This window comes from Sphingobium aquiterrae (assembly GCF_037154135.1).
GTDB lineage: Bacteria > Pseudomonadota > Alphaproteobacteria > Sphingomonadales > Sphingomonadaceae > Sphingobium > Sphingobium aquiterrae.
The window spans coordinates 56,870-82,268 of the sequence record NZ_JBANFL010000004.1; the positions used below are offsets into that span (position 1 = coordinate 56,870).

28 protein-coding genes are annotated in these 25,399 nt (G+C 66.4%); 11 read left to right on the forward strand and 17 right to left on the reverse strand.

Going from position 1 to position 25,399, the window contains the following annotated elements; translation table 11 throughout:
- Positions 1–42: 42 nt before the first annotated feature.
- Positions 43–1,446, forward strand: a complete 1,404-nt coding sequence (locus WFP78_RS05485; protein ID WP_336959536.1) for a hypothetical protein — start codon at positions 43–45, stop codon at positions 1,444–1,446.
- A gap of 70 nt (positions 1,447–1,516) precedes the next feature.
- On the opposite strand, the gene WFP78_RS05490 is transcribed toward WFP78_RS05485, so the two are convergent.
- The 13 genes from WFP78_RS05490 to flgB form a co-directional block, all read right to left on the reverse strand.
- On the reverse strand, positions 1,517–2,590 hold the full coding sequence (locus WFP78_RS05490; RefSeq protein ID WP_336959538.1) for a flagellar motor protein MotB: 1,074 nt from the start codon (positions 2,588–2,590) through the stop codon (positions 1,517–1,519).
- A 3-nt stretch (positions 2,591–2,593) separates the two neighbouring features.
- Complete coding sequence (motA, locus tag WFP78_RS05495; RefSeq protein WP_336959540.1) at positions 2,594–3,457, reverse strand: flagellar motor stator protein MotA; 864 nt, start codon at positions 3,455–3,457, stop codon at positions 2,594–2,596.
- A 225-nt stretch (positions 3,458–3,682) separates the two neighbouring features.
- On the reverse strand, positions 3,683–4,528 hold the full coding sequence (locus tag WFP78_RS05500; protein ID WP_336959542.1) for a flagellin: 846 nt from the start codon (positions 4,526–4,528) through the stop codon (positions 3,683–3,685).
- 17 nt (positions 4,529–4,545) lie between these two features.
- Positions 4,546–5,898, reverse strand: coding sequence for a flagellar hook-associated protein FlgK (flgK, locus tag WFP78_RS05505; RefSeq protein WP_336959544.1), 1,353 nt, complete (start codon positions 5,896–5,898; stop codon positions 4,546–4,548).
- Positions 5,895–6,263: a rod-binding protein gene (locus tag WFP78_RS05510; protein ID WP_336959546.1), complete on the reverse strand. Its 369-nt coding sequence runs from the start codon at positions 6,261–6,263 to the stop codon at positions 5,895–5,897. The genes flgK and WFP78_RS05510 overlap by 4 nt, the downstream gene beginning before the upstream one ends.
- Positions 6,263–7,354, reverse strand: coding sequence for a flagellar basal body P-ring protein FlgI (locus WFP78_RS05515; protein WP_336959940.1), 1,092 nt, complete (start codon positions 7,352–7,354; stop codon positions 6,263–6,265). The genes WFP78_RS05510 and WFP78_RS05515 overlap by 1 nt, the downstream gene beginning before the upstream one ends.
- Before the next feature lie 62 nt (positions 7,355–7,416).
- A complete protein-coding gene (locus tag WFP78_RS05520; RefSeq protein WP_336959548.1) occupies positions 7,417–8,115 on the reverse strand; it encodes a flagellar basal body L-ring protein FlgH in 699 nt (232 codons plus the stop codon).
- A 24-nt stretch (positions 8,116–8,139) separates the two neighbouring features.
- Positions 8,140–8,928 carry a flagellar basal-body rod protein FlgG gene (flgG, locus tag WFP78_RS05525; RefSeq protein ID WP_336959549.1) on the reverse strand — a complete coding sequence of 263 codons (789 nt, stop codon included), beginning with the start codon at positions 8,926–8,928 and terminating at the stop codon, positions 8,140–8,142.
- Between the two features lie 19 nt (positions 8,929–8,947).
- A complete protein-coding gene (locus WFP78_RS05530) occupies positions 8,948–9,691 on the reverse strand; it encodes a flagellar basal body rod protein FlgF (protein ID WP_336959551.1) in 744 nt (247 codons plus the stop codon).
- Positions 9,692–9,736: 45 nt separating this feature from the next.
- Positions 9,737–10,567 carry a flagellar hook-basal body complex protein gene (locus WFP78_RS05535; protein ID WP_336959553.1) on the reverse strand — a complete coding sequence of 277 codons (831 nt, stop codon included), beginning with the start codon at positions 10,565–10,567 and terminating at the stop codon, positions 9,737–9,739.
- A gap of 24 nt (positions 10,568–10,591) precedes the next feature.
- Positions 10,592–11,248, reverse strand: a complete 657-nt coding sequence (locus WFP78_RS05540) for a flagellar hook assembly protein FlgD (RefSeq protein WP_336959555.1) — start codon at positions 11,246–11,248, stop codon at positions 10,592–10,594.
- Positions 11,245–11,658, reverse strand: a complete 414-nt coding sequence (gene flgC, locus WFP78_RS05545) for a flagellar basal body rod protein FlgC (RefSeq protein ID WP_336959557.1) — start codon at positions 11,656–11,658, stop codon at positions 11,245–11,247. Before flgC ends, WFP78_RS05540 begins: the two co-directional genes overlap by 4 nt.
- On the reverse strand, positions 11,655–12,011 hold the full coding sequence (flgB, locus tag WFP78_RS05550) for a flagellar basal body rod protein FlgB (protein ID WP_336959942.1): 357 nt from the start codon (positions 12,009–12,011) through the stop codon (positions 11,655–11,657). Before flgB ends, flgC begins: the two co-directional genes overlap by 4 nt.
- Positions 12,012–12,271: 260 nt before the next feature.
- On the opposite strand from flgB, the gene WFP78_RS05555 reads away from it, so the two are divergent.
- From WFP78_RS05555 to WFP78_RS05590, 8 genes are all read left to right on the forward strand, one after another.
- Entirely contained in the window at positions 12,272–12,940 is a 669-nt protein-coding gene (locus WFP78_RS05555) for a motility protein A (protein ID WP_336959559.1), read from the forward strand.
- The gene (locus tag WFP78_RS05560) at positions 12,937–13,431 is read left to right on the forward strand and encodes a flagellar motor protein MotB (protein ID WP_336959561.1); all 495 of its coding nucleotides are present in this window, start codon (positions 12,937–12,939) and stop codon (positions 13,429–13,431) included. The genes WFP78_RS05555 and WFP78_RS05560 overlap by 4 nt, the downstream gene beginning before the upstream one ends.
- A gap of 123 nt (positions 13,432–13,554) precedes the next feature.
- A complete protein-coding gene (locus tag WFP78_RS05565) occupies positions 13,555–14,088 on the forward strand; it encodes a flagella basal body P-ring formation protein FlgA (RefSeq protein WP_336959944.1) in 534 nt (177 codons plus the stop codon).
- Between the two features lie 41 nt (positions 14,089–14,129).
- Complete coding sequence (gene flgM, locus WFP78_RS05570; RefSeq protein WP_336959563.1) at positions 14,130–14,411, forward strand: flagellar biosynthesis anti-sigma factor FlgM; 282 nt, start codon at positions 14,130–14,132, stop codon at positions 14,409–14,411.
- A gap of 8 nt (positions 14,412–14,419) precedes the next feature.
- Positions 14,420–14,722, forward strand: a complete 303-nt coding sequence (locus WFP78_RS05575) for a hypothetical protein (RefSeq protein WP_336959565.1) — start codon at positions 14,420–14,422, stop codon at positions 14,720–14,722.
- 256 nt (positions 14,723–14,978) lie between these two features.
- A complete protein-coding gene (locus WFP78_RS05580; protein ID WP_336959568.1) occupies positions 14,979–15,809 on the forward strand; it encodes a lytic transglycosylase domain-containing protein in 831 nt (276 codons plus the stop codon).
- 9 nt (positions 15,810–15,818) lie between these two features.
- On the forward strand, positions 15,819–17,939 hold the full coding sequence (gene flhA, locus WFP78_RS05585; RefSeq protein ID WP_336959569.1) for a flagellar biosynthesis protein FlhA: 2,121 nt from the start codon (positions 15,819–15,821) through the stop codon (positions 17,937–17,939).
- Between the two features lie 11 nt (positions 17,940–17,950).
- Complete coding sequence (locus WFP78_RS05590) at positions 17,951–18,682, forward strand: sigma-70 family RNA polymerase sigma factor (protein ID WP_336959571.1); 732 nt, start codon at positions 17,951–17,953, stop codon at positions 18,680–18,682.
- A gap of 9 nt (positions 18,683–18,691) precedes the next feature.
- Here the strand turns inward: WFP78_RS05590 and mdoH are convergent, their stop codons facing one another.
- The 4 genes from mdoH to WFP78_RS05610 all read right to left on the reverse strand — a co-directional run bounded on the left by mdoH (position 18,692) and on the right by WFP78_RS05610 (position 23,663).
- Entirely contained in the window at positions 18,692–20,605 is a 1,914-nt protein-coding gene (gene mdoH / locus WFP78_RS05595) for a glucans biosynthesis glucosyltransferase MdoH (protein WP_336959946.1), read from the reverse strand.
- 178 nt (positions 20,606–20,783) lie between these two features.
- On the reverse strand, positions 20,784–22,280 hold the full coding sequence (locus WFP78_RS05600; RefSeq protein WP_336959573.1) for an OpgD/OpgG family glucan biosynthesis protein: 1,497 nt from the start codon (positions 22,278–22,280) through the stop codon (positions 20,784–20,786).
- A 261-nt stretch (positions 22,281–22,541) separates the two neighbouring features.
- Complete coding sequence (locus WFP78_RS05605; RefSeq protein ID WP_336959575.1) at positions 22,542–23,369, reverse strand: flagellin N-terminal helical domain-containing protein; 828 nt, start codon at positions 23,367–23,369, stop codon at positions 22,542–22,544.
- A 24-nt stretch (positions 23,370–23,393) separates the two neighbouring features.
- Positions 23,394–23,663, reverse strand: coding sequence for a hypothetical protein (locus tag WFP78_RS05610; RefSeq protein WP_336959577.1), 270 nt, complete (start codon positions 23,661–23,663; stop codon positions 23,394–23,396).
- Between the two features lie 98 nt (positions 23,664–23,761).
- On the opposite strand from WFP78_RS05610, the gene WFP78_RS05615 reads away from it, so the two are divergent.
- Together WFP78_RS05615 and fliE are read left to right on the forward strand one after the other, a co-directional pair.
- Positions 23,762–25,027 carry a sigma-54 interaction domain-containing protein gene (locus WFP78_RS05615; protein ID WP_336959579.1) on the forward strand — a complete coding sequence of 422 codons (1,266 nt, stop codon included), beginning with the start codon at positions 23,762–23,764 and terminating at the stop codon, positions 25,025–25,027.
- 14 nt (positions 25,028–25,041) lie between these two features.
- Positions 25,042–25,398, forward strand: a complete 357-nt coding sequence (gene fliE / locus WFP78_RS05620; RefSeq protein ID WP_336959581.1) for a flagellar hook-basal body complex protein FliE — start codon at positions 25,042–25,044, stop codon at positions 25,396–25,398.
- The last annotated feature ends 1 nt before the right edge of the window (position 25,399 follow it).

Below are 25,399 nucleotides of genomic sequence, written 5' to 3' on the forward strand. Positions count from 1 at the left end.
GTGTATGAGCGATGCGCCGGGGCCATGAAGCGCATGAGAGATATGTCGATCACCATTTCGTTGCGGGCGCGCATCGCCCTGTGTGCCGTGGTGGTCGCCGCGCTCGCGCTCCATGGCCTCGCCTATTGGCCGGGCATCATGACCTATGATTCGGTGCGCCAATATGATCAGGCGCTGAGCGGCGCCTTCGATGACTGGCATCCCCCCGTGATGGGGTGGATCTGGCGGCAGCTGCATGTCCTCATGTCCGGCCCGGCGCCGATGCTGCTGTTGCAGCTGCTGCTCTACTGGAGCGGCTTTGCGCTGATTGCCGGCTGGGCGTGGAGGCAGCGGCGGCGGACACTCGCCTGCGCGCTGCTGCTGGCCGGGTTGCTGCCCATCCCGCTGGCGATCATGGGCACGATCCTGAAGGATTGCCTGATGACGGGCGCGCTCCTGTGGGCGACGGCGGCCGTCGCGCTGGCGCGGCCGGGGCGGGATCGTGCGCTGCGGCTGGCGGCGGCGGGGCTGGTCTGCTTTGCGGCGATGTTGCGCTTCAACGCCTTTCTGGCCGGGCTGCCGCTGCTGGTCGCGCTGATGCCGGCGGGCTGGGTCGCAGGCTGGCCGCGCCGGGTGCTGGCGATCGGCGGGGCGGGGCTGCTGCTTGTCGCCTGCCTGCCCGTGGCGAACCGCCTGATCGGTGCCGAGCCGACCGACGTCGCCCTGTCGCAGATGATCTTCGACATGGGCGGCATCACCGAATATAGCGGCGTCGATGTCTTCCCGACCCTGCCGGTGCGCAATCCCGTCGCGGTCAACCATCATTGCTACACGCCGGTGAAGTGGGACAGCTATAGCTGGTGGGTCGACCAGCCATGCCCGATCGGTTTCGAACTGGTCCGCCAGACGTTCAAGGCGCATCACCGGAGCCCCTTCATGGCCTGGCTGGGGGCGATCCTCACCCATCCGCTCGCCTATGCCGAGCACCGGCTGCACCATTTCAACATCAACAGCCGCTTCCTGATCCACGATGAGGTGGAACGCCCGGTGCAGGACCAGTCCGCGCCCAACCCCTGGGGCTATCGGGTGCCGCCCAACGGCGCGCGCGCCATGATCGACAGCGCGGCGCTGGCCATGGCGCACACGCCGCTGGGCTGGCCGATATTATGGCTGGCGGCGGCGCTGGGCGTGCTGGCGATCGCGCGATCCCTGCCTTCGCGCGGCGTGCTGGTGCCGCTGACGCTGTCGGTCCTGTTCTATGGCTTTGGCTATCTGTGGATGAGCGTGGCGGCGGAGATGCGCTATCACCTCTGGACCATCGTGGGCACTGCCATCGCGCTGCTCATCGCGGCCAGCGACCTTGGCCATGGCGCCCGGCCGGGGCGCGGGACCATGCTGATCGCCTTCACCCCGGCCATCCTGGTCGCGCTGTTGTGCAGCCTCTGGCGGGTGGTGCCGGGGCTGTAGGAGCCATCCCGTTCAGGTGGAGCACCCGAGCGCAGGACAGCGCGCTTCGCAGGCCCATATGGGCCGAACGTCAATGCCCCGGCTTGGGCGGCCCCTTGCTCTTGCCCTTGGCCTCGCCGCCGGGCTGCGCGCCGTAGAAGACGGCACCGGCGGGCAGGGCGGTGTGGCCCATGTCCAGCTCGCGCGCATGGGTTTCGGCGGAGTCGCGTTCACGCGCGGCGGCGGCGATCCCGGCGGCATCCTCGGGTGTGTCGCCATCCTGCCCGTCGCGCGCGCCATTCTGGCTCCAGGCAAGGACGATGGACATGCGCCGGTTGCGCGGGTCATAGGCGTCGCCGGGCACGAAGGGGTCGCGATCGGCCACGCCCTCGATCCGGGCGAAGCGGTTGCCGCCGATGCCGAAGTCGCTCAGCGCCTTGCGCGTCGCCTCGGCGCGAGCCGATGAAAGCATCCAGTTGTTCATCGTCCGTCCCGCCGCATAGGGCAGGCCGTCGGTATGGCCGCGCACGATGATGTCGTTGGGCATGGTCTGCAGCACCTTCGCCACCTCGCCGATCAGCTGGCGTGCTTGCGGCAGCAGCCGGTCGGTCGCGAGTGCGAACATCGAGAAGTCCGACTGGTCGATCACGTCGATGCGCAGCCCCTCGCGGGTTTCGATGAAGCGGATATTCTTCATCAGCTTGCGCAGCCCCTTGTCGGCGGCCATGCGCTGCTCGATCGCCTTCTTGATCTGCTCGAATTTCGCGCGGTCGATGGCCTTCACATTGCGCCCGCCCTGTTCCTTCGTGCCGGTCGCGTCGCGCGGGATGGTGATCGCCTGGTTGCCCTGGCCGCCGGTGGTCGGATAATTTTCCTTCGCGATCAGGCTGTCGCCGCCGAACATGCCGTTCGACCCGGCGGAGCCTTCCTTCATCGTGGTGAGCGTGGGCGTGAAATAGTCCGCCAGCCCCTTGCGCTGCTTCTCGGTGGTTGCGCCCAGCAGCCACATCAGCAGGAAGAAGGCCATCATCGCCGTCACGAAATCGGCATAGGCGACCTTCCAGGCGCCGCCATGATGGCCGCCATGCCCCTCGGCGATGATCTTCTTGACGATGATCGGCCGTGGTTCGGGCTCGTTGGCGCCGCGCTTTTTTTCCCCCGCCATCGCTTATTTGCCCCGCATGCCGTCGAACACCTCGGCAAAGCCGGGCTGGTTCGCGTGGATCAGGCTGGAGCGCGCGGCTTCGATCACCAGCGGCTGCGGATGGCCGTGGAGCGATGCGATGATGATCTGCTTGACGACATGGTAGATCGCGCCATCCGCCTCGATCACCGCGCGGCAGCGATTGGCGAAGGGATTGACCATGCCATAGGCGAGCAGCACGCCCAGGAAGGTGCCGACCAGCGCGGAGCCGATCATGCCGCCCAATATGGCGGGTGGCTGGTCGATCGACCCCATGGTCTTCACCACGCCCAGCACGGCGGCGACGATGCCCAGCGCCGGCAACGCGTCGGCCAGGCCCTGGAGGTTGTCGGCCGGCTTCAATGCTTCGTGGTGGTGGGTCTTGAGGCCGTTGTCCATCACCTCTTCCACCGCATGGGGATCGAGCGTGCCGGACGACACGACGACCAGCCGCAGCGTGTCGCAGATGAGGTGGACGAGCGTCTTGTCCTTCAGCAGCTTGGGATATTCGGCGAAGATGGCCGAGCTGTTCGGGTCCTCGATATGCGGTTCCAGCGCCACCGGGCCTTCGACGCGCAGGGCCTTCATCAGCTTGCTGACCAGGAAGATGCAGTCGAGAAAATCCTGCTTCTTGTATTTGGGGCCCTTGAACACCTTGCCCAGGCCGCCGCCCAGCGCCTTCAGGTCGGCGCCCGAATTGCCGATGATCAGCGCGCCGACGGCGGCGCCGCCGATGATGATCATTTCGTGCGGCAAGGCATGCAGCACGGGTTCGATGTCGCCGCCGGTGAAAATGAACCCACCGAACACCATGCCGAGCAGGACGACGAGACCGATGATTGCAAACATGCTGTTCCCCGCGAAAAGCCGGCCGGCACGGAAGGCCGGTGGCAGTCATTCCCTCTTACAAACGGATTGGTTAGCGCGGGGTTTAGGCTAAAATGCTTTTGTGCCGGATTTGGATGAAAAGCGGCGGTTTTATCCTGTCACATCAAGGTCGTCATGCTGAATCAGGTTCAGGGTGACGACCTTTCGATGGCAGGAACTGCCTTTCCATCATACCCGATCGGCGGATCAGTTGATCAGGTCGAACAGCGTCTGCTGGTTGATCCGCGCATAGGCGGACTGGGCCGCCTCGAGCGAAAGCAGCTTGGCCTTCACGGTCGCCAGCGTGGTGGTGAGGTCGGTCGATTCGAGCGACGAGCGCCGCTCGGTGAGGTTCAGGTCGACCTCGGTCAGCCGCTCGCCGGCGGTGTCCAGCCGGTCGCCCCGCACGCCCTGCACCGATTGCTGCACGATGATATGGTCCAGCCCGCCGCGAACCTGCGTCAATGCGGTGGACATGGCGGCGCTGTCGCCGCTCTGGATCGCGCTGATGGCGTTGCCGACCATATCGTCCAGCGACAGCGTCGTGCCGCCGACATTGATGCCTTCGGAAATGCTCTGGCGCGTGCCTACGACCGGCAGGTTGAGCCCGCGGCTCACGGGCACCAGCGTGCTCGCCCCGTCGTCGAAAACGGGCGTGCCCTGATAATCCTTCTCGTTCAGCAGGTCGGCCATGGTGAGGCGCAGATTCTTCAGCTCCTCCACGATGGCGGTGCGGCCGCTGTCGTCCAGCACGGCGGTGGAGGACGACACCATCAGCTCCTGCGCGCGCGTGAACAGCGTGTAGATTTGCCCCAGGTTCGATTCGGCCTTGGCCGCGCGGGACTGGCCGTAGGACACATTGGTTGCCCAGGCGCTCTGCTGCGCCTGCGCCCGGCCGATGTCGGACACCTGCACCCAGGCCAGCGGGTCCTGCGATGGCGTGGTGAGCGCGATGCCGGTCGAAATCTTCGTCTGATCGTCGGCGATGCTGAGCGAAAGGTCGCGTTGCCGGCGGATTTCGGCGGCAACCAGCTTGGCGGTAATCCCTACCATGGTTCAGCTCCCCTCGCTCACATGATCTGCAAAATGGCGTCGACGGTGTCCCGCGCGGCCTGAAGAATCTTGGCGCAGCCCGAATAGGCCTGCTGGATGCGCAGCAGGTCGGCCGCCTCCATGTCGAGGTCGACGCCGCTCACATTCTCGCGCGCGGTCACGGCCTGGTCGTTGCGGGTCTGCGCCGCCGTCTGTTCCGCGCTGGTGGATGCCGTCAGTGTGGCATGGCCGGCGACCAGGGCGGTCCAGCCCTGTTCGACGCTGCCGGTGCCGCGCAATGCGGTCGTGGCATTGAGCAGATTGCCGTTGAGCGTGCCGTCGCTGGAGCGCGTGGCGAGTTCGGCCGTGTCCGTCACCAGCATGGCGATGCTGTCCGCGCCGGTCCCGATGGAGAGCAGCGGAATGCCCGCATGGCCGGCCGGGTCGGCGGTTGTCGGTGTCGTCAGCCCCTGCGCATGCCAGGCGTTCATGTCGGTCACGAACTGCGCCGCGAGCGTATCGAGCGCGGTACGCTGCTGCGCCGCCACGCCGGCGCTGGTGAACAGGCCGCCCAGCGTGCCGTTGCCCGGCGTCGCCAGCGCCCCGGCCGCGGTGCCCAGCGCCAGCGTGCCGTCGCCGTTGACGGTGAGCGTCAGCGGGGTGGCGGTGGTATTGGCCAGCAGCGTGGTGCCGCCGAAGCTGATGCTCGTCTGGTCGTTGCCGCTGAACGTGACGCTCACGTCCAGCGCGTCCGTCACCGTCTTGACCGCGGCATCCCGGCTGTCGAGCAGCTGGGCATAGGAGGAGGAGCCCGGCTGGGCGCGCAGCAGGCTGTTGTTGACCCTGGCCAGTTCGTCCAGCGCGCTGTTCACCTTGTCGACGCTGGCCTGCGCCTCGGTCGCGATGCCGGCGGAACTGTCCTTAAGGTCGGCGGCGGTGGCGCGGAACGCTTCGGCGACCTGTTCGATGCTCGACAGGGTGGTGGTGCGCAGCGACGTGTCATTGGGGCTGGCGGCCAGCTTTTCCATGGTGCCGAACATGGTCGAGAGCCGCTGCCCGATGCCGGTGCTGCCGTCGTTGAGGGCGGTCTGCACATCGGTCATCCACCGCAGGCGCGACGTGGAGCTGGACAGCGACTGGCTGGTCATCCGCACTGTCGCGTCCAGATAGGGGTCGACCGCGCGGTTGACGCTGGAGACATAGGTGCCGCCGAACATCTCGCGATTCTGGTAGAAGACCATCGTCGCGGAGGACGAGCCGGATTCCCGCGTCGTCACCGAGCGGCGCGTATAGCCGTCGGTGCTCGCATTGGCGATATTCTCGGAAATGGCGGCCATCGCCGTGCGATAGGCCTTGGTGCCCGAGGCACCGATGATGAAGAGGTCGCTCATGCCTCAGGGACCGGGGGGATGTTCGTGGCGGGGGCTGCCGCCGCGCCCGCATCGGTTGCCGGGCTTGCCGGCACGCGGCCTGAAAACTGGTTCATCAGCAGCTCGGCGATGCCGAAGGTGCCGGTCGCGGCCATGCTGTCCGCCGTGCGCGCGTCCGCCATGTCGCGGAACTGGTCGGTCGCGCTGGAATCGGTCAGCCCTTCGCCAAGGCTCGCCGACCGCATCGCGCCGATCATCTGCCGCATGAAGATCGCCTCGAACTGCGTCGCCACCTTGGCAAGGGCCGGGTCGATGGCGCGCTTGCCCCCACCGGATGCCGTTGCGGTCGCGGCCGTGGCGGCGGAGGATATATTGGCTATCTGCATCATAACACCACCAGTTCCGCCTTCATCGCGCCCGCCTGTTTCAGCGCTTCGAGAATGGCGACCATGTCCGCGGGCGAGGCACCGATGGCGTTGATCGCCTTCACTATATCGGCAAGCGAGGCGCCACCTTTAAAGTTTATCATCGGCTTCTTCTCCTCATCCACCTGGATGCTGCTCGATTGCTCGACAGCGGTCTGCCCCTGGGAGAAGGGCGCGGGCTGGACGACGCGGGGCTGTTCCTTGACGCTGACGGTCAGCTTGCCATGCGCGATCGCGGCCGGATGGATCTGCACCGCGCCGTTGATGACGACCGTGCCGGAGCGGGCGTTGACGATGACCTTGGCCGGGGCGTCGGCGGGCTTCACCTCGATATTCTCGATCAGGCCCATCATCAGGATGCGTTCCTCGGCACCCGGCTGGGCGTCGATGGTGACGGAGACGGCGTCCATCGCGCGGGCGCGGCGATCGCCGAAGCTGTGGTTGATCCCGTCGGCGACACGCAGCGCGGTGGTCAGGTCCGCCTCGGCCAGGTTGAAGGTCAGCGTGGGCGCGGTGTCGAAGCCGGTGGCGACCGCGCGCTCGACCGTGGCGCCGCCCGGAATGCGGCCGACCGAGGGGACGTTGACGGACAGCTGGCTGCCGTCGGCACCCGAAACGCCCAGGCCGCCGACCGCCAGATTGCCCTGCGCCATCGCATAGATTTCGCCATCGGCGCCGCGCATCGGCGTCATGATCAGCGTGCCGCCGCGCAGCGACTTGGCCTTGCCCAGCGCCGAGACGGTGAGGTCCAGCCTCTGGCCGGGCTTGGCGAAGGCGGGCAGGTCCGAGGTGACGAGCACGGCCGCCGCATTCTTCAGCGCCGGGTTCACGCCCTGCGGCAAAGTCAGGCCGAAGCGGGAGACCACGCCCTTCATGCCCTGCGTCGCATAATCCAGGCTGTCGTCGCCCGTGCCCGCCAGGCCCACGACGATGCCGTAGCCGGTCAGCTGGTTGGGGCGCACGCCCTGGAACGTGCCCAGATCCTTGATCCGCTCGGCATGGGCCGGCTGCGCGAGGATGACGAACATCGCGCCCAGCAGCACGGCCATCATGGCAAGGATGCGGTTATAGGCGCGGGCGGGGCGGAAGGGCGCGGTCATCTTGGGATATCCCGTCAGAAGGGGCTGAGCATGGTGAAGAAGCGCTGCAGCCAGCCCTGGCGGCTGGCGCGGGCGATCTCCCCCTTGCCGGTATAGGTGATCTTGGCATCGGCGACGCGGGTGGAGAGCACGCGGTTGTCCGCGCTGATGTCCGCCTGGCGCACGATGCCGGAAATCTGGATGAATTCGTCGCCGCGGTTGAGCGTCAGCGCCTTTTGCCCCTTCACCAGCAGATTGCCGTTGGGAAAGACCTGGGCGATGGTCACGGTGACTTCGCCCGACAGCGCGTTCGACTGGGTCGCGGCGCCCTTGCCGGTGAAGCTGTTGGTGCCGCCCATGGAGACATCCGAAGGCTTGAAGAGCGAGAGCGGGCCGGAGGTCGGCGGCGTCAGCCCCAGCGATCCGTCGCGGCTGGTGTCGGCGCTGTTGCTCTTCGATGCCTGGGTCTTTTCAACCAGGGTGATGGTGATGACGTCGCCCACCATCGCCGCGCGCGCGCCGCTGGTCAGCGCGGCATAGCCGCTTGCCGCCTGGAAGATCGCGCCATTGGCCGGCGCCGGCTGGACCTGCGGCGTGGCATAGGTCGGCGCGAAGGCTTGTTCGGCCAGTTCCTTCTTGCGCGACTTCGCCTGCGCGTCGGCGCCGGTGCCCACCAGCGCGAGCATGACGAGGGCGCCGGCGGCGATGGGGGCGAAGGGAGCGGAATTGGTCATGGCGGTCTAAATTCCCCGGAAAGCTCAGAGCTGTTGGTTGACGTACTGGAGCATCTCGTCGGTGGCCTTGATCATCTTGCTGTTGACCTCATAGGCGCGCTGGGTCTCGATCATGTCGACCAGCTCTTCCACGACGTTGACGTTCGATCCTTCGAGCGATCCGGCGCGGATGGTGCCGCGCCCCTCAAGGCCGGCGACGCCGGTCTGCGGCGTGCCCGATGCGGCGGTCTCGATCAGCAGGTTGTTGCCCACCGATTCCAGGCCGGAGGCATTGGCGAAGCGTGCCAGCTCGACCTGGCCGAGCTGGGTCGGCTCGGTCTGGCCCGGCTGCACGGCGGTGACGGTGCCGTCATTGCCGATGCTGACCTGGCTCGCGCCTTCGGGCACGGTGATCTGCGGGATCAGCGGCAGGCCGTCGGCGCTGACGATCGTGCCCTCGGCGGTCAGGCTGAAATTGCCCGCGCGGGTATAGCCGATGGTGCCATCGGGCCGCTGCAGCTGGAAGAAGCCGGCGCCCTCGATGGCGAGGTCCAGATTGTTGCCGGTTTCCTGCAACGTGCCCTGGGTATCCAGCTTGCTGGTGCCCTGCAGCGACACGCCCGAGCCCAGCGACAGGCCCAGCGCGAACTTGTTCTCGCTGTCGGCCTGCGATCCCGCCTGCACGATATGCTGATAGGCCAGCGTCTCGAAATCGGCGCGGTCCTTCTTGAAGGCGGTGGTGTTCACGTTCGCCAGATTGTTGGCGATCACGCGCATCTTGGTGTTCTGGGCGTCGAGCCCCGTGCGGGCGACGTGGAGGGCGGCGTTGCTCATGGTTCAGTCCCCTTGAATTTCAGTTGTCCAGCCGCATCAGGCTGGCCCCGCCATCGTCCAGGTCCTTGGCGGTGTTGATCATCTTGATCTGCGTTTCCCACGCCCGGCTGGCCTCGATCATCTGCACCAGCGACTGGGTGGCGTTGACGTTCGATCCTTCCAGCGCGCCGCCGGTGACGGTGGCGAGCGGGTCTTGCGCGGCGACGCCGCCATTGACCTCGCGGAACAGGCCGTCCAGCCCCTTGGCGATGGTCGATCCGGTCGGGTTCACCAGCTTCAGCGCGTCGATCCGCTGCGGCTGGGCAGGGTCTCCACCCTGCGGGACGATCCAGATGCTGCCGTCCTGCGCGATGTTCAGGCTGTCATAGGGGGGCAGGGTGATCGGCCCGCCTTCGCCCAGCACCGGCAGCCCGTCGCCCGTCGTCAGCAGGCCGCTGTCGTTAAGCTTCAGGTCGCCGCGCCGCGTATAGGCCTCGCTGCCGTCATCGGCCTGGACGGCGAGCATCGCGTCGCCGTTCATCGCCACGTCCAGCGGGTTGCCGGTCTGCGTCACCGCGCCCTTGTTCATATCGGCGGAGATCACCTGCTCGGCCTGCTGGACGCGGCTCTTGAAGGTCTGTCCGTCGATATATTGCGACGTGGCGTTGGCGATTTCCTGACGGAAACCGATGGTGTTGGCATTGGCGAGATTGTTGGCAATCGTCGCCTGCCGCCCCATGGCGCCCCGCATCGCGGTCAGTGCGGTTGTAACCAGCCGGTCCATGACCCTAGTCCCTTTTGTCAGCCAGATGCGTGTCAGCCGAAGGCATCAGGTGCGCATGTTGACGATGGACTGCGTGATGTTGCTCGCGGTCTCGATCGCCTTGGCATTGGCCTGGAAGTTGCGCTGCGCGCTGATCAGCGCCACCAGCTCTTCGGTGATGTCGACGTTCGAGCGCTCCAGCGCGCCCGAGCGGATCGATCCGAAAGTGCCCTGGTTGGCCGCGCCGAAGACGGCGTTGCCGCTCTCCACCGTCGACTGCCAGTGGGCGTCGCCCTTCTGGCGCAGGCCGTCCTGGCTGGGGAAGGTCGCCATGGCGACATTGCCCAGGGGTTCGGTGGTGCCGTCGGCATAGGTGGCGGCGATCAGGCCGGTTTCGGAAACGGAGACGCTGGAAAGCTGCACCGTCGGATCGCTCGGCTTGGTGAGCGGGATCGACAGGTCGGCGAGGTCGGCCGCCGTGTTGCCGGTGATGGTGCCGCTGGCATCGACCGGCAGCACCTGCACGCGCGCGCCGGTCGTATCCACGACATGACGGTCCTCGGTGATGCTGAACGCGCCGTTGCGGGTGTAGCTGACCTGGCCGCTGACGCTCGGGTTGCGGACGGTGAAGAAGCCTTCGCCGGTGATGGCGAGGTCCAGCGTCTTGTCCGTCGTTTCGATCGTGCCCTGCGTATATTGCTGGAAGATGCCGATCAGGCGCGTGCCCTGGCCGGACACCTGCGTCGTCGTCTGCATCGGCGCGGCGGAGAAGATGTCGCCAAAGGCGGCCTTGCTCTTCTTGAATGCCGTCGAATTGACGTTGGCGACATTGTTCGAAATCGTGGAGAGGTCCGACTGGGCGCCCTTGAGGCCCGAAAGCGAGATGTAGAAGGACATGGCTTTGCTCCTTGGAAAAAGGTTTTAACTCAGGCGGATGGCATCGGTGGCGGCGAAGCTGCCGATCGGCGTGATCAGCAGCGACTGGCTGCTGTCGGCCGGGGATTGCACGGCGGCGACGGTGGCCCATGTGGCGATGCCGTCGGTGGCGGCGCCGTTGACCTTCACGGTCAGGGGCTGGTTGCCGATGACGTTGCCGTCGGCATCCTTGCCATCCCAGTAGAAATTGGCGGAGCCCTTTGCCTGGGCGCCAAGGTCGATGGTCTTGACGACATTGCCCGTACCGTCGACCAGGTCGACGGACACATTGTCGCTGGCGTCCGAAAGCGCGACCACGCCGGCATAGGCGCCGTTGCTGTTGGGCGCGGCGATATTGCTTTCGACCAGCATCGACTTGCCGATCCAGCTGGCCGCGTCGCCGATCCGGTTGCCGCCAAGCTGCGTCTTGATGTCGCTCAGCGTCTGGTTCATCTCGGCGATGCCGGTCGAATTGGTGATGGTCGCCATCTGCGTGACCATCTGCGATCCGTCCATCGGCTCGAACGGGTCCTGCGTCTGCATCTGCGTGGTGAGCAGCCGCAGAAAGTCGGTCTGCCCCATGTCGGCCTTGCCGGTGCCGACGGTCGCATTCGCCCCGTAGAGCGAAAGGCCGGCGCTGTCGGTGGTAGCGGTGACGGTCATTTGCCGATCCTTATGGTTTCCATCATCAGGGATTTGGCGGTGTTCAGCACCTGCACGTTGTTCTGGTAGAGGCGGGCGGTCTCGACCATGTCGACCAGCTCCGCGCTGCTATCGACCGCCGCTTCCCACACATCGCCATTGGTGTCGGCAAGCGGGTGGTTGGGGTCGTGGCGCTTCACCGGCTTGGCGTCGGTCGCGACGATATTCTCGACCTTCACGGTGGAGACGCCGGGCTTTTCGGTGACGGAGCGGAACACCGGGCGGATGGCGCGATAGGCGTCCTTCTCGCTGCCCGTCACATTGCCGGCATTCGCCATGTTGGATGCGGTGGCGTTCAGCCGCACCAGCTGGGCGGACATCGCCCGGCCCGAAATGTCGAAGATGTTCATGGGACCGTCGGCCATGCTCATTCTCCCTTCAGCGCGCGCGAGATCGTGTTGATCCGGCCTTCGAGGAAAGACAGGGTGGTGCGGTATTTCACCGCATTCTCGGCAAACAGGGTCTGTTCGGTGGAAAGCTCGACGGTATTGCCGTCCAGGCTGGGCTGCAGCGGGATGCGGTATCCCATCTGGTCCTTCACCGCGGCGTCCGTGCTGCTGCCCTTGTCCGTGGCTTCCTTGAGCGCGGACTCGAAATCGATGTCGCGGGCCTTGTAGCCGGGCGTGGCGGCATTCGCGATGTTGGACGCGAGCAGGCTCAGCCGCTGCGAACGCAGCGCCAGTGCCTTTCCATGCACGCCAAACAGTGAATCTTCCAACGCCATCTTTTTTCGGTTCGTCCCTAAATATCCTGTCTCGCCTGCCGTTCTTGCCATTGCGGGCCGTGCGGACAGGTGATCCAGCCAGATAGTCGCAAGGACCGTGCCAATTGCCTTCATGCCGTTCGGTCATGGTGGGAAGGCACGCAATTCCGCGGGCTTGAACCCTGCGGAGCGCCGGGGCGGCAGGGTTTTGCCGGCCTGCGGCAGATTTTTGCCGGTTGCCGGCATGCAGCATGCGCATCACAGGCGCGAGGGGGTTCGCAATGACGGGATTGCTGGCAAATCTGTTCGATCCCCTGACATTGGCACTGATGATCGGGGCGGCATTCGCCATTGCCACGCTGCAGAACGGCCTGGGCGCGCTCAAGGGCGGCATCGCCGCCATGAAACCCCTGTTCACCGCCGATCCCCAGCGCGACCGCCAGTCCGCCCGCGCCGCGATGCGGCAGGTGGATCATCTTGCCCAGCTGCGCGGCCTTGCCTGCACGGACCGGGTGAAGGCGTCCAATCCCTTCCTTGCCCGCGCCATCGCCCGGCTTTCGGCCTGCGAGCGGGTGGAACAGTTCGAAATCTGGGCGGAACAGGAGCTTTCCGACCGCGAACAGCGCCACGCCGCCGCCGCCAATCTGTGGAACAGCATCGCCGACACCGCGCCGGCGCTGGGCATGGCGGGCACCGTCATCGGCCTTGTCCGCATGTTCGCGGCGATGGACGATCCCGCGCGGATCGGCCCGGCGATGGCGCTGGCGCTGCTCACCACGCTCTACGGCCTGCTGATCGCCAATGTCCTCGCCGCGCCGATCGCCGCGCGGCTGGCCGACCTGTCGCAGCGCGAACTGGCCTGGCAGCGCGCATTGATCGACCGGATGATCGCCGTGTCCCGCCGTGAAAATGCGCCGGTGCGCCGCGCATCCATCCGCGAGGTCGCATGACCATGCAGCGCCGCGCCCGCTGGGCGACGAGTTTTGCCGATCTGGCGTTGCTTCTGCTCGGCTTTTTCGTGCTGCTGCAGGCCAGCGGCAGCCGCAGCAGCCAGATCATCTCCGGCGTCGGCGCGCAATTTGGCGCGCGGCCCTTTGCCGGCAGCCGCAATTTTGCCGCGTCCAGCCTGTTCGTCCCCCATGAAGCGATGCTGACGCCCGCCGGCCAAGCCCGGATCGCCGCCGTCGCGGCCGGGTTCTCCAGATCGGGCGGCATCGTGGAAATCGCCTCTTTCGGGCAGGATGGCGCGACGGCCCGGTTCGATTCCTGGGATCTGGCGGCGGCCCGGCTGGGCGTCGTGGCGCGCGCCTTCCGCACGGCGGGCATCGCCGAGGGGCGGCTGCGCATTCGCGGGCTCGATCAGGCACAGGGCGCGCTGACGGATGAGGGCGGCAAGGCCATCAAGGGCCAGGTGATCCGCATCGCCTCGGTAAAGCGCTGACACCCGCGGAGGGCCGCATCTGGCACGCAAATTGCGTAATATCCCTGCGGATGGCGCGAACAGCATCGCGCATCGCAGTGGAGACAAGCAGTGCGTACCCTGATTTTCCTGGCCTTTCTGGCCATGTCGAGCTTCGCCGCCGGCCCCGCGCTGGCACAGCAGAAGTTCGAGAATCTGGACCGGATCGACAGTCTGGTGGCCATGACGGTCGGCGCCAATATGGGCCAGCCGGGCGGGCCCGTGGCTGCTGTCGACCGGCGCCTGAAGCTCGCCGCCTGTCCGCAGGTGCCCAATGTCGACGGCCCGGTCTTCGGTGCTGCCATCGTCAAATGCGATGCGCTGGGGTGGCGGATTCGCGTGCCCCTGGTGCCCGGCGGCGCGGCGGCGGCTGCCGTTGCGCAGCGGCCGGCGCAGGCCCGCATGGCCGCCATGCGTCAGGCGCCCGCCGCGCAGAAAGAAATGGTCGTGCGGCGTGGCGATCCGGTCGAACTGGTCGCGGGCGGCGCGAATTTCAGCGTTTCGCGCCAGATGGTTGCCGATGAAGACGGCGCGCCGGGTGACATGATCCGCGTGCGCGAAGACAAGAAATCGCCACCGGTCATCGCTCAGGTGGTGGAAATCGGCGTTGTGCGCATTTCTTCGTTTAAGGATTTCTGAACCCGTCCGTATATAATCGCGGGACACGGAAGGATTTTGTGATGATCAACTCAGTCGGACAAGCGATCAGCTCCGCCATCGAGGCGTCGAAGCTCCGCGAGGGCGGCAAGACCCGTGCGACCGCCGTGGTCTCCTCGCCCGTTTCCGCCGATGCGTCCGAAACGGTCGCCAGCCCCGCGGCCCGCATGGCGGCGCAGGGCGCGCCCGTCGATCTGGACCGGGTGGCGGCGATCAAGGCCGCGATCGCCTCGGGCAATTATCCGGTCAACCCCGCGCAGATCGCGGACCGCATGATCGCGCTCGACCTGCCGGCGCGCGGCTGAGCCATTCCATGAGCCAGCCCGCCATCGACGCCATCGCTGCCGCCCTTGACGGGTTGCGCCATGCGCTGGACGGCAGGGACCCGGCGGCAATCGACGCCGCCGGCCAACATGTGCACGCCGCGACCAGCCATGCCGGCGCCATCGGCGCCTGGCGTGCCGATCCCGAACTGCGCGCGCGTCTCAAGGCGCTGCTGCCGCAGATCGACAGCGCCCGCATCCGGGCGAATGTGCTCTCCGATCAGGCCCGCCAGAGCATGGCGATGCTCGCCGATCGGGGCGCCAGCACCGCGCCGCTGACCTACGGCCGCTGAAATAGCGGCTGCGGGCAGGCATGGCCGCCCGCGACCGAAGCTCCGTGCCCAGCTGAACCGTTCGGGCTGAGCATGTCGAAGCCTCGTCCTTTCTTGAAGAAAAGAGCGCCCCTTCGACACGCGCAGGGCCTGCCCCGGACCTGATCCGGGGGCGAACGGAAGCGTGAATGCGCGCTCTCTATTCTCCCTGATTTCGCCGGTCCCATTCTGGCACGACTCTTGCGTAAATCATGCCAGTACCATTTGGGGATTGAGCATGTCAGCCTATGCCGACATCGGAGCAACGGCAGTTTCAGCCGGCAATCGCGTGACCAACGCGATTGCCATGGCGAGCCGTCGCACGGGCGTCGACTTTTCCTATCTGCTGGGTCAGGCGAAGATCGAAAGCAGCCTGAACCCGACGGCGCGCGCCGTGACCTCCTCCGCCACCGGCCTCTATCAGTTCGTCGACCAGAGCTGGCTCGCGGTCGTGAACCAGCATGGCGAGGAATATGGGCTGGGCTGGGCCGCCAATGCGATCAGCCAGGGCAGCAACGGCCGCTATTATGTGTCCGACCCCGATCTTCGCCAGCAGATCCTGGACCTGCGCAAGCATCCCGAGACCGCATCGGTGATGGCCGCCGAGCATGCTGCCGACAACAAGGCCTATCTGGAACAGCGCCTTGGCCGCGAAGCCGAGCCGGCGGACCTGTATATGGCCCATTTCCTCGGCGTCGGTGGCGCGTCCAAATTCCTTTCCATGGCGGATCGCGCGCCCGATGCGACGGCGGCGTCGATGTTCCCCGCCGCCGCGCGCGCCAATCGCTCCATCTTCTACGACCGGCAGGGCAATGCCCGCAGCTTCGCGCAAATCCGCGACGGCTTCGCCGCCAAGCTGGAAAAGGGCGCGCAGAGCGCGATGGGCGTCGCCAATGTGCCGGTGCCGTCCGACTGGTCTCTGCCCGAAGGCAGCAGGACCGTGCAGCCCGCTGACTATGTCCGCGTCGAGACCCAGCGCCTCGCGCAGCAGGCCGATATCTCGACCGTCGCGCCGCAGCCGGAAACGGCGCGGCTCGCCTACCTCATGCTCGCCACCTTCGGACGATAAGGGATCATAATGACACGCAGCCAGGTCAACGGTAAGCTGTGGATGAACGCGGCCAAGGGCGCGATCCTGCCCATGGCGATCCTCGCGCTCGTCATGTTCATGGTGGTGCCGGTGCCCGCCGTCATGCTGGACATCGGCTTCGTCACCAACATCATGATCAGCCTTGCGGTGCTGATGGTGGCGCTGAACGCGGCCAAGCCGCTCGATTTTTCCAGCTTCCCCACGGTGCTGCTGTTCGCAACCCTGCTGCGTCTGGCGCTCAACGTCGCCTCGACCCGCGTCGTGCTGGTGCAGGGGCATGAAGGCGCGGACGCTGCCGGCAAGGTGATCGAATCCTTCGGCCACTTCCTGATCGGCGGCGACTATGTCGTCGGCATCTTCGTCTTCGCGATCCTGATGATCATCAACATGGTCGTCATCACCAAGGGCGCGGGCCGCGTGTCGGAAGTCTCCGCCCGTTTCACCCTGGACGCCTTGCCCGGCAAGCAGATGGCGATCGACGCCGACTTGAATGCCGGCCTGCTGACGCCCGAGGAAGCCAAGGCCCGCCGCGCCGAAGTGGCGACCGAGGCCGATTTCTACGGCTCGATGGACGGTGCCAGCAAGTTCGTGAAGGGCGATGCGGTGGCCGGCGTGCTCATCCTCGTCATCAACATCGTCGGCGGCATCATCCTGGGCGTCGCCAGCCACGGCCTGACCATGGCGGAGGCGGCACGCACCTATATCCTGCTCGCCATCGGCGACGCGCTGGTGGCGCAGGTGCCCGCGCTGCTGCTTTCCATCGCGGCGGCCTCCATCGTCACCCGCGTCGCTTCGGACAAGGATCTTTCCGGCCAGATCGCCGGGCAGTTCGGCTCGGGCAGGGCCTGGGTGCCGGTGGCCGCCATCCTCACCATCCTGGGCGTGCTCCCTGGCATGCCGCATCTGGCGATCCTGCCCGCCGCCGCGCTGGCCGGCTTCATCGCCTGGCGCCTGCGCAAGGCCGCGCAGAAGATCGCATCCACCCCGCCCGCAGTGGCGCCCGCGCCCAACCCCGCCAATATCGAATGGGGCGATGTGTCGGACGGCGCCGTGCTGGGCCTGGAGATCGGCTATGGCCTCATTTCCATGGTGGACGAGCGCAAGGGCGCGCCGCTGATGGCGCGCATCACCGGCATCCGCCGCCAGCTGTCGCGCGAACTGGGCTTCGTCGTGCCGATGGTGCGGGTGAAGGACAATCTGGCGCTGGAACCCAATGCCTATCGCATCACCATCGCCGGCGTCGTCATGGGCGAGGACGAGATCTGGCCCGAAGACCTGCTCGCGCTCGACAGCGGCGCGCTGGAAGGCGAAGTCGCCGGGCGCAAGGCGAAGGACCCGACCTTCGGCCTCGACGCGGTGTGGATCACGCCATCGAAGCGCAGCGAGGCGGTGGTCGCGGGCTATACCGTGGTCGATCCGGCCACCGTGGTCGCCACCCACCTCAACCACCTCATCATGATGAACGCGAGCGAGATGTTCGGCCTCGACGAATCGCGCAAGCTGCTGGATGCGCTGAAGGACAGCGCGCCGCAGCTGGTGGACGGGCTCACCCCCAATCCGTTCAGCCTGGCCCAGGTGTCCGCGCTGTGCCGCGCGCTGCTGTCCGAAGGCATCGCGCTCAAGGATTTCCGCCGCATCTGCGAGGCGATGATCGACGCCTGGCGGCCCGACATGAGCCAGGAGCAACTGGTCGAGGCGGTGCGCCAGCGAATCGGCTCGCTCATCATCCAGGCGCTGGTGCCGGTGAAGATGCCGCTGCCGGTCATCACGCTGGACGGCGATCTGGAAGCGATGCTGGCGCAGGCGATGCGCCTTGCGGGCGATGCCAAGCATCCGATCGAACCGGCGCTGGGCAACCGTATCGTCACCGCCGTCACCGAAGCGGCCCGGCCGATCATGGGGCAGGCGCGCAATTTCGCCATCGTCACCTCGCCCCAGGCACGTCGCGCGCTGATGCGGCTGTTCAAGCCCCATCTGCCTGAAACGCCGGTGCTTTCTTTCCTCGAAATTCCCGACGGTAAGCCTGTGGAAGTAATTGCGGTGGTAGGCGGTGAACAGCGCCCGGCACCACGGCACGACCCGCTGCCGGCACGTGAACGGATCGCCTGAGGGACCGCCAGATGTACATGAGCAAGGTTACAGAGGGTAATCTGACCTATGGGCGCACCGGCGCGCGGGAAACGCCCGAGCATCTCGCCCGGCGCTACATGCCGCTGGTGCGCAAGATCGCCTGGCATGTCCATGGCCGCGTCTCCAGCGCCATCGACATCGAGGACCTGCTGCAGATCGGCATGGTCGCGCTGGTCGAGGCCGCCAATGGATTCGAGGACCGGGGGCTGGGCTTTTCCAGCTATGCCCAGATGCGCATTCGCGGCGCGATGATCGACCATCTGCGCCGCCACGCCACCTTGTGCCGGTCCGGCATGGCGCGCCGCAAGCAGATTGCCGCGGCGCGCGGCGTGCTGGAGCAGAAGTTCGGGCGCATGCCCACCGAAGCGGAAATGTCCGCCCATATGGGGCTGGCGCCGGCGGATTATCGCGCACTGGCCGACAGCGCGGAGATGGTGCAGCACAGCAGCATGGACGAAGTCTATTCGGACCAGTCGATGTGGTTCGCCGATGTCGAGGATCGCGCCGACGATATCCTTGAGCGCGAATCGCTCAAGTCGGCGGTCGCCGCCTGCATCGGCAAGCTGCCGCAGCGCGAGGCGCTGGTGCTGCAACTCTATTTCGTCGAGGAACTCAATCTGGAGGAAATCGGCCAGACGCTGGATATCGGCGCGGCGCGGGTCTGCCAGATCAAGAAATCCGCGCTCGACAAGCTGCGGACGATGCTCGCCGACTGGGACTGACCGCCGGTTTCACCAGCCGTCATTGGCGGCAAGCGCCAGCGGCCGCGCCGGGATCGCCAGTTCGCGCCCCCTCAGGATCGGCGCCGGACGCGCAAGCTCCGTCACGCGCACCTGGCGCCACCAGGGATCGCGCACCTCGAAGACGCCATGCGCCGCGGCAACCCGGCCCAGATCCTTGCGCGCCGTCAGCGATGCGACGAACGGCGCCATCAGCAGGCCGACGAAGATCGGCGACAGCCAGATCATCGAAATGCCGCTGGCGATCGCCGCGACCACCATTGCCGCGCCCAGGACGACATGCGGCCTGAACAGCCGGAAGGCGTCGCGCAACGCGATGCCGTCGCGGTCGCGGGTCTGGCCGTTCCAGGCGCTTTTCCTGCCGGCCAGGATGCCGGCCAGGTTGATGGTCTGCGTCAACATGCTGATCGGCGCCATCAGGATGGACAGGATGATATCGGCCGTCGCGCCGCGCAGGATCGACATGGTGCCGCCAAAGCCCTCGCGCCGCTCGGGCGCCCACAGCGCCCAGGCGATGCCCATCAGCTTGGGGCCGAACAGCAGCACGGCGGTCAGCGCCAGCAGCGATCCCGAAGGCAGCATGGCGACCGTGGTCCATGCGCCCGCGAACTCGCCGGCCATGATGAGCAGGATCATCGCCAGCCACAGCGGCGACGTCGCATAGGCGGATGCGCCGACGAGCAGCTGGAACCGGCTGACCGGATGCAGGCCGACGATGTTCTTCAGCAACGGCACATGCTGCATATTGCCCTGGCACCAGCGGCGGTCGCGGATCGCAAGGTCGGGCAGGGACGGGGGGAATTCCTCGAAACTGTCGTCGGCCATCACCATGTGGCACGACCAGCCGCTGCGCCGCAGCAGCGCGGCCTCGATCATGTCGTGGCTCATGATGTGGCCGCCAAAGGGCGCGCGGCCGGGCAATTCGGGCAGGCCGCAGCTTTCGGCAAAGGCGCTGACCCGCACGATCGCATTATGGCCCCAGAACATGCCCTCGGAGCCCGACCACCAGATCATGCCGATGGCGGAGATCGGGCCGTAGAGGCGCCCGGCAAATTGCTGCCAGCGCGCGAACAGCGTACTCGCGCCGGCGACGGAGGGGATGGTCTGGATCAGCGCGACATGCGGATGACGTTCCATGTCGGCGGCAAGGCGCGTCATCGTCTGCCCGCTCATCAGGCTGTCGGCATCCAGCACGATCATATAGTCATAGCCGCCGCCCTGACGCCGTACCCATTCGGCGATATTGCCGGGCTTGCGGCCGATATTCTCGGCGCGGCGGCGATAATAGACGGGCAGCGTGAACGACCGGCGCATCTGGCTGTAGGTCTGGGCCTCCATCACGCCGTTTTCGGCGCTGGAATCGCTCAGGATGAAGACATCGAAGCGATCCGCGCCCATCGTCCTGGCCAGCGACCGCTCCATGATCGAGAGGCGGCCGAGCACGCCCAGGAAATCCTCGTTGCAGACCGGCAGCAGGATGGCGGTGCGGCCCCTGGGCGGCTGCGCCGGCATCGCGTCCAGCCGGCGCATGATCTTCTGTTCGCGCACCGTCGTCACCAGGAAGCCCAGCAGGCCGGTGGAAAAGCCGAAGGCGATCCAGGCGAAGAGCGGGATGAACAGCAGCAGGTACAGGACTTCCCAGCCGGACAGCCCGTCCATGCCGATGGTCCGCTGCATTTCGCGCATCGCGATCCAGGCCGGCACAGCGGACATGGCGACCACCAGGATGCGCCGGGCGACCATGTGATAATCGACCGGCTGCACGGCACGCATCCGCCCCATCAGCGGCTGGCGCGCGAAATCCTGGATGGGCATCGCAATCGGCGCATCCGGAGGCAGGTTGTCGAAGGGGGGTGTTTGCGAGGGCGACAGGCGCGCTTGCCTGGCCGCACGCTGCTCAGCCATTGCCTTGTTGCCCAAGTCCGCCTTGTTCACACTGTTGTTCCCGACCGTTGAGCGGCTTGGTCAGACCAAGCCGATGACCCATTTTCTTGCTACATTTTGAAATATTCTGCCTTGCTATAACCTGAAGCAGTCGGACAGGTTCCCGTAAACTTCCAATTCAGGGGTGGAAAAGGTCCATTCACGGGTAGAAGGGATAATGCAGCAGTTCGCTGGCGGGCCGATCGCCAGGGCCGCGCAACTGGGCCAGAATGTCGATCTGGCCAGCGCCCGCGGGCATGATATCCAGCACGAGCCGCCACATGCCCGCCTGGCCGACGATCGGGTAAAGCGCCTTCTTGTCCAGCGTTCCGCCCTTTACATCCGTCCACGCGACGATGCCGTCCTTTGCGTCCAACCCCGCGAAATCCGCGACAAGGCGAACCGCCTTGCTCTCGGGTTGTGACGGAGGAACCTCGATCTTGCCCTTGCGAACGGCGACGACGCGCGATGGCGCCTCGACATCGGCGGACGTCCAGTCGAGCCGGTAGGATGCGTCGATCCGCTTGCCGGGGCGCACGGCCGCATCGGGCACCCAATAGGCCGCCACATTGTCATCATATTCGCTGTTGGTGGGAAATTCGTAGAGCCGCACCGTGCCCTCGCCCAGCGGCCTGGCAGGCGTGGCCCAGAGCGAGGGGCGGCGTTCGTAGAACACGCCATCATCCTGATAATGATCGAAATTCCGGTCTCGCTGGATCAGGCCGAACCCGGCCGGATTGCGCTCGGCAAAGACGCTGACGCGCGGCGCCTTCGGGTTGGCGAGCGGGCGGAAATGGGCGGTGCCGTCGCCGGACCGCATCGCCATGCCGTCGGAATCATGGACTTCGGGCCGCCAGTCGGTGGCGATGCTGCGATGCGCCTCGTCGAACCAGAACATGCTGGTCATCGGCATCAGGCCCAGCTCGGGGATCTCCCGGCGGGGAAAGAGCGCGGCGTCCACATCCTGATGCACGCCCGCCTTGTCGAAGCGGTTGCGGAAGCGATAGGCGCCGGCAATGCTGGGGCCGTCCAGCAGGGCGTAGACGGTCAGCGCATTGTCCCCCGTCCGCTCCAGCCAGAAGCTGGTGAAGCGCGGAAACTCCTCCGGCTGCTTCGACGTGTTGATGGCGATGGCGCGGGCCGAAAGGCCATATTGCTTCTGCGCCCCCGCCGCCCGGAAATAGCTCGCCCCCATGAAGACCAGCCAGTCGCCGTCGCGCGCGGCATTCATCAGGCGGAAGCCCGAAAAGCCCGCATCCGGCCCCATCCGTGCCAGCGGATGATCTGCCGGCATGTCGAACATCGCGGGATCGTAGCGGACCGGGCTTGCCCGCCCGCCTTCGACGACGCTGATCGTCACCGGCTGGCTGGCGAACTGATGCACAGGAAAGAAGCGGACGCCGGTGTCGCCGGGCAGGTCGCCCCACAGCATGCGTTCGTCCCTGAACACCGCCTTGTGGAGCGCGTCATAATTGACCTTCTCCGCCCCCGGCCTGGACGGCACGTTCCGATAGGGCGACCGGGACAGTTTTTCCGCCTGCGCGACCAGGCCGGCCCAGCTGAACGCCGATCCGCGCGTCTGCGCACGCAGGGCTGAGGGGAAGAGCGCGGCGGCGCTGGATGCGGCGATCAGGTCGCGGCGGGAAAAGGACGACATGACCCCCTTCATGGGCATGTTTCGACATATTTCCAAGTCCGGGGCCCGTGCAAATGCGATGAAACCCTCGCCCGGGGGGACGAGGGTTTCGCTTGGCCGTTCGATCGAAAGGAAGGACCCCCGGCACGGTGGGGACTGTTGATGTGCCGGGGGTCTTATGAACGGCTGTCGGTGGACCAATACCTCAGCCGGTCAATCTGGTGCCGCTGCTCTGCCTCATTTTCCGAGCCGTCAGGTGATGCCACCTGACTGGAAAATGCTTTAGCGGATCAGGCTGAGCACGCTCTGCGAGCTCTGGTTCGCCTGGGCGAGCATCGCGGTCGAGGCCTGCGAGAGGATCTGCGACTTGGCGAGCGCGGTGGTTTCGGCCGAGAAGTCGGCATCTTCGATGCGCGAGCGGGCTTCGGTCATGTTGGTGATCGTGGAGTTCAGGTTCGAAACCGTCGCTTCCAGGCGGCTCTGCGAACCGCCCAGGGTCGCACGGGCCGACGAGATCGTGTTGATCGCGGTGTCCAGCGTGGCGAGGGCACCCGATGCGCCGGCGCCGGTCGCGTCGGCGAAGTTCAGCGCGCCAAGGCCAAGGTCGGCAAGCGCCATGCCCGCAACGGTGACGTCCACGGTGTCGGCGGCGGTGTTGCCGGTCTGGATGGTGAAGGTCGTGCCGGTGGCGCCGCCGCCGAGCAGCGCGGTGCCGTTGAACTTGGTCGATCCGACGATGCTGGTGATCTGGTCGGTCAGCTGCGTGACTTCCGCCTGGATGCCGGTGCGGTCGGCCAGGGTCAGCGTGCCGTTGGCGCCCTGTACCGCCAGTTCGCGGATACGCTGCACGATGTTGCCGACTTCGCCCATCGCGCCTTCGGCCGTCTGGGCCAGCGAGATGCCGTCATTGGCGTTGCGGGCGGCGGCGGTCAGGCCGCGGATTTCGGCGGTCATTTTCGAAGAGATGGCGAGGCCGGCGGCGTCGTCCTTGGCGCTGTTGATGCGCTTGCCGGTCGACAGGCGCTCCAGCGCGGTCTGCAGGCTCATATTGGCCGAGTTGCTGGCATTGCTGGCGCGCAGGGCAGCGACATTGGTGTTGATGACAGTCATGGATATTCCCTTTCCGCTTCAAGATCAGGTCGCTGCCAAGCGGCGCTTGCGGCCTCGAAAGGGGATAACGACGCGCTGGCGGGAACCTTTATGCCCACCCGCATTTTTTTCTTCCTCACGAGCGCGCGCGCATAATGCGCGGGATTCATTGGAATTTTTGCGCGCGATCCGGTGCGGGCCGGGCAGGGGGAAAGACGGGGTGAAAGGCAAAGGCCACCCCTTCGATACCGGCCGGCGGCATGTTTGCCGGTCGATGCGGAAATTTTTTGCCGCTTTGCCGGCAAGGGTTTCCATACGTTAACCATATCATAAGCATCGCAGGTCAGATTGGCCCTATCGAAAGGGGTGGCGGGAGCGGGGGCTCCGGTCATTGCAAGATGGGGACGATTTGCATGTCTGGACTGGACATGAGCCTTGGCGTGTGCGGCCTGATACCGGGTCTGCGACTGTGGCTCGACAATGCCTATATTGCCTGTGGCACGGTTTGCGCCGATGCGCCGCGCGAGCGTGGTGCCGTCCGCATCCTGCTGAGCGGCGAAATCGCCCATGCGACCCATCGCGACATCCTGGTGGATTATCGCCCCGGCGCGCCGAGCTATCAGCCCGCCGCCAACGGCATGCCCGCCCGTGTCGCCTTCGGCCTTGACGATGCTTCCCTGGGCATGGCGCTGATCGCCGAGCTGGCCCGTCAGGCCGGCATGCCGGCGGTGGGCGACGCTGGCAGCGCGAAGCTGATGGGCCTTGCCGCCCGTATCGCCCGCAGCGACGCCACCGTCCTGATCCAGGGCGACACCGGCACCGGCAAGGAAGGCATGGCGCGCTTCCTGCACGCCAACAGCACCCGCAACGATCGCGACTTCATCGCCGTCAACTGCGCGGCGCTGCCCGAAACCATGATGGAAGCGATGCTCTTCGGCCACCGCAAGGGCGCCTTCACCGGCGCGGCGGCAGCTTCGGACGGCCTGTTCCTGGCGGCGGACGGCGGCACGCTGTTCCTCGACGAAATCGCCGAACTGCCGCTCGCCCTTCAGGCCAAGCTGCTGCGCGCGCTGCAGGAAGGCGAAATCCTGCCTGTCGGCGCCACCCATCCGGTGCCGGTCAATGTCCGCGTGATCGCGGCCTGCAACCGCGACCTCGTCGCCGAATGCGACGCCGGCCGGTTCCGCAGCGATCTGTACTGGCGCCTCAACGTGATGCCGCTGGAACTACGGCCGCTGGCCGAGCGCCGCCAGGATATTCCCGCGATCACCGCTGCGCTGCTGCTGCGTCAATATCGCCATGCCGGCGCGCAGGATGTCTTCCCCTGGCCGACCGCCGAGGCGATGGACTGCCTGCTCGACCATCGCTGGCCCGGCAATGCCCGTGAGCTTGGCAACATGCTCCAGCGCGCCGTCGTGCTGCGCGAAGGCAGCCGGATCACGCCGGAAGACCTTTCGATCGCCCCGGTCGCTGCGGCGCCCTCCCCGGTCACGCCGCAGATGCGCAACGCCCCGCCGATGCGGCTGCAGGATGTGGCCCGCATGTCGAAGATCGACGCCATCCGCCATGCCCTGCGCGAGACCGATGGCCATCGCGCCCTCGCGGCCCGCAAGCTGGGCATTTCCGAACGCACCTTGCGCTATCGGCTTGCCGAGATGCGCGAGCTGGCCGCCGCTTGAAGGAGGGCTGAGCCATGTCCGGCATCTCGACAGACAGCGTGATGGCGATCCGCAATGCCATCCTGCAGAAGAACGCCGCCCTGCGCGACGTCGGCTCGGCCGGCGCGGCTGGCGGCGCGGCCGATATCGGCGGCACGGCCGGCGCGAAGGCGACCGACTTCACCAGCGCGATGCGCGACGCGCTCGCCCAGGTCAACGACCTGCAGAACAAGGCCGGCGACGCCGCCACCGCGTTCGAAAAGGGCGAAACGACAGACATCGCCGCGGTCATGCTTGCCAAGCAGCAGGCATCCATCGGCTTCGAGGCGACCCTTCAGGTCCGCAACAAGCTGCTGTCCGCATATAAAGACATCATGAGCATGCCGGTGTAAG

Excerpts from the sequence above, each read along its gene's own strand:
- mdoH (WP_336959946.1), bottom strand. The coding sequence starts at position 20,605 with ATGGCTGAGCAGCGTGCGGCCAGGCAAGCGCGCCTGTCGCCCTCGCAA.
- flgM (WP_336959563.1), top strand. The coding sequence starts at position 14,130 with ATGATCAACTCAGTCGGACAAGCGATCAGCTCCGCCATCGAGGCGTCG.
- WFP78_RS05500 (WP_336959542.1), bottom strand. The coding sequence starts at position 4,528 with ATGGTAGGGATTACCGCCAAGCTGGTTGCCGCCGAAATCCGCCGGCAA.
- WFP78_RS05575 (WP_336959565.1), top strand. The coding sequence starts at position 14,420 with ATGAGCCAGCCCGCCATCGACGCCATCGCTGCCGCCCTTGACGGGTTG.
- WFP78_RS05610 (WP_336959577.1), bottom strand. The coding sequence starts at position 23,663 with ATGGAAACCCTTGCCGGCAAAGCGGCAAAAAATTTCCGCATCGACCGG.
- WFP78_RS05490 (WP_336959538.1), bottom strand. The coding sequence starts at position 2,590 with ATGGCGGGGGAAAAAAAGCGCGGCGCCAACGAGCCCGAACCACGGCCG.
- WFP78_RS05580 (WP_336959568.1), top strand. The coding sequence starts at position 14,979 with ATGTCAGCCTATGCCGACATCGGAGCAACGGCAGTTTCAGCCGGCAAT.
- WFP78_RS05485 (WP_336959536.1), top strand. The coding sequence starts at position 43 with ATGTCGATCACCATTTCGTTGCGGGCGCGCATCGCCCTGTGTGCCGTG.
- WFP78_RS05555 (WP_336959559.1), top strand. The coding sequence starts at position 12,272 with ATGACGGGATTGCTGGCAAATCTGTTCGATCCCCTGACATTGGCACTG.
- WFP78_RS05540 (WP_336959555.1), bottom strand. The coding sequence starts at position 11,248 with ATGACCGTCACCGCTACCACCGACAGCGCCGGCCTTTCGCTCTACGGG.
- WFP78_RS05520 (WP_336959548.1), bottom strand. The coding sequence starts at position 8,115 with ATGACCAATTCCGCTCCCTTCGCCCCCATCGCCGCCGGCGCCCTCGTC.
- WFP78_RS05615 (WP_336959579.1), top strand. The coding sequence starts at position 23,762 with ATGTCTGGACTGGACATGAGCCTTGGCGTGTGCGGCCTGATACCGGGT.
- fliE (WP_336959581.1), top strand. The coding sequence starts at position 25,042 with ATGTCCGGCATCTCGACAGACAGCGTGATGGCGATCCGCAATGCCATC.
- WFP78_RS05515 (WP_336959940.1), bottom strand. The coding sequence starts at position 7,354 with ATGATGGCCGTGCTGCTGGGCGCGATGTTCGTCATCCTCGCGCAGCCG.
- flgK (WP_336959544.1), bottom strand. The coding sequence starts at position 5,898 with ATGAGCGACCTCTTCATCATCGGTGCCTCGGGCACCAAGGCCTATCGC.
- WFP78_RS05590 (WP_336959571.1), top strand. The coding sequence starts at position 17,951 with ATGTACATGAGCAAGGTTACAGAGGGTAATCTGACCTATGGGCGCACC.
- WFP78_RS05600 (WP_336959573.1), bottom strand. The coding sequence starts at position 22,280 with ATGTCGTCCTTTTCCCGCCGCGACCTGATCGCCGCATCCAGCGCCGCC.
- flgB (WP_336959942.1), bottom strand. The coding sequence starts at position 12,011 with ATGGCGTTGGAAGATTCACTGTTTGGCGTGCATGGAAAGGCACTGGCG.
- WFP78_RS05530 (WP_336959551.1), bottom strand. The coding sequence starts at position 9,691 with ATGGACCGGCTGGTTACAACCGCACTGACCGCGATGCGGGGCGCCATG.
- WFP78_RS05605 (WP_336959575.1), bottom strand. The coding sequence starts at position 23,369 with ATGACTGTCATCAACACCAATGTCGCTGCCCTGCGCGCCAGCAATGCC.
- flhA (WP_336959569.1), top strand. The coding sequence starts at position 15,819 with ATGACACGCAGCCAGGTCAACGGTAAGCTGTGGATGAACGCGGCCAAG.
- WFP78_RS05510 (WP_336959546.1), bottom strand. The coding sequence starts at position 6,263 with ATGCAGATAGCCAATATATCCTCCGCCGCCACGGCCGCGACCGCAACG.
- WFP78_RS05565 (WP_336959944.1), top strand. The coding sequence starts at position 13,555 with ATGTCGAGCTTCGCCGCCGGCCCCGCGCTGGCACAGCAGAAGTTCGAG.
- flgC (WP_336959557.1), bottom strand. The coding sequence starts at position 11,658 with ATGAGCATGGCCGACGGTCCCATGAACATCTTCGACATTTCGGGCCGG.
- flgG (WP_336959549.1), bottom strand. The coding sequence starts at position 8,928 with ATGAGCAACGCCGCCCTCCACGTCGCCCGCACGGGGCTCGACGCCCAG.
- WFP78_RS05535 (WP_336959553.1), bottom strand. The coding sequence starts at position 10,567 with ATGTCCTTCTACATCTCGCTTTCGGGCCTCAAGGGCGCCCAGTCGGAC.
- motA (WP_336959540.1), bottom strand. The coding sequence starts at position 3,457 with ATGTTTGCAATCATCGGTCTCGTCGTCCTGCTCGGCATGGTGTTCGGT.
- WFP78_RS05560 (WP_336959561.1), top strand. The coding sequence starts at position 12,937 with ATGACCATGCAGCGCCGCGCCCGCTGGGCGACGAGTTTTGCCGATCTG.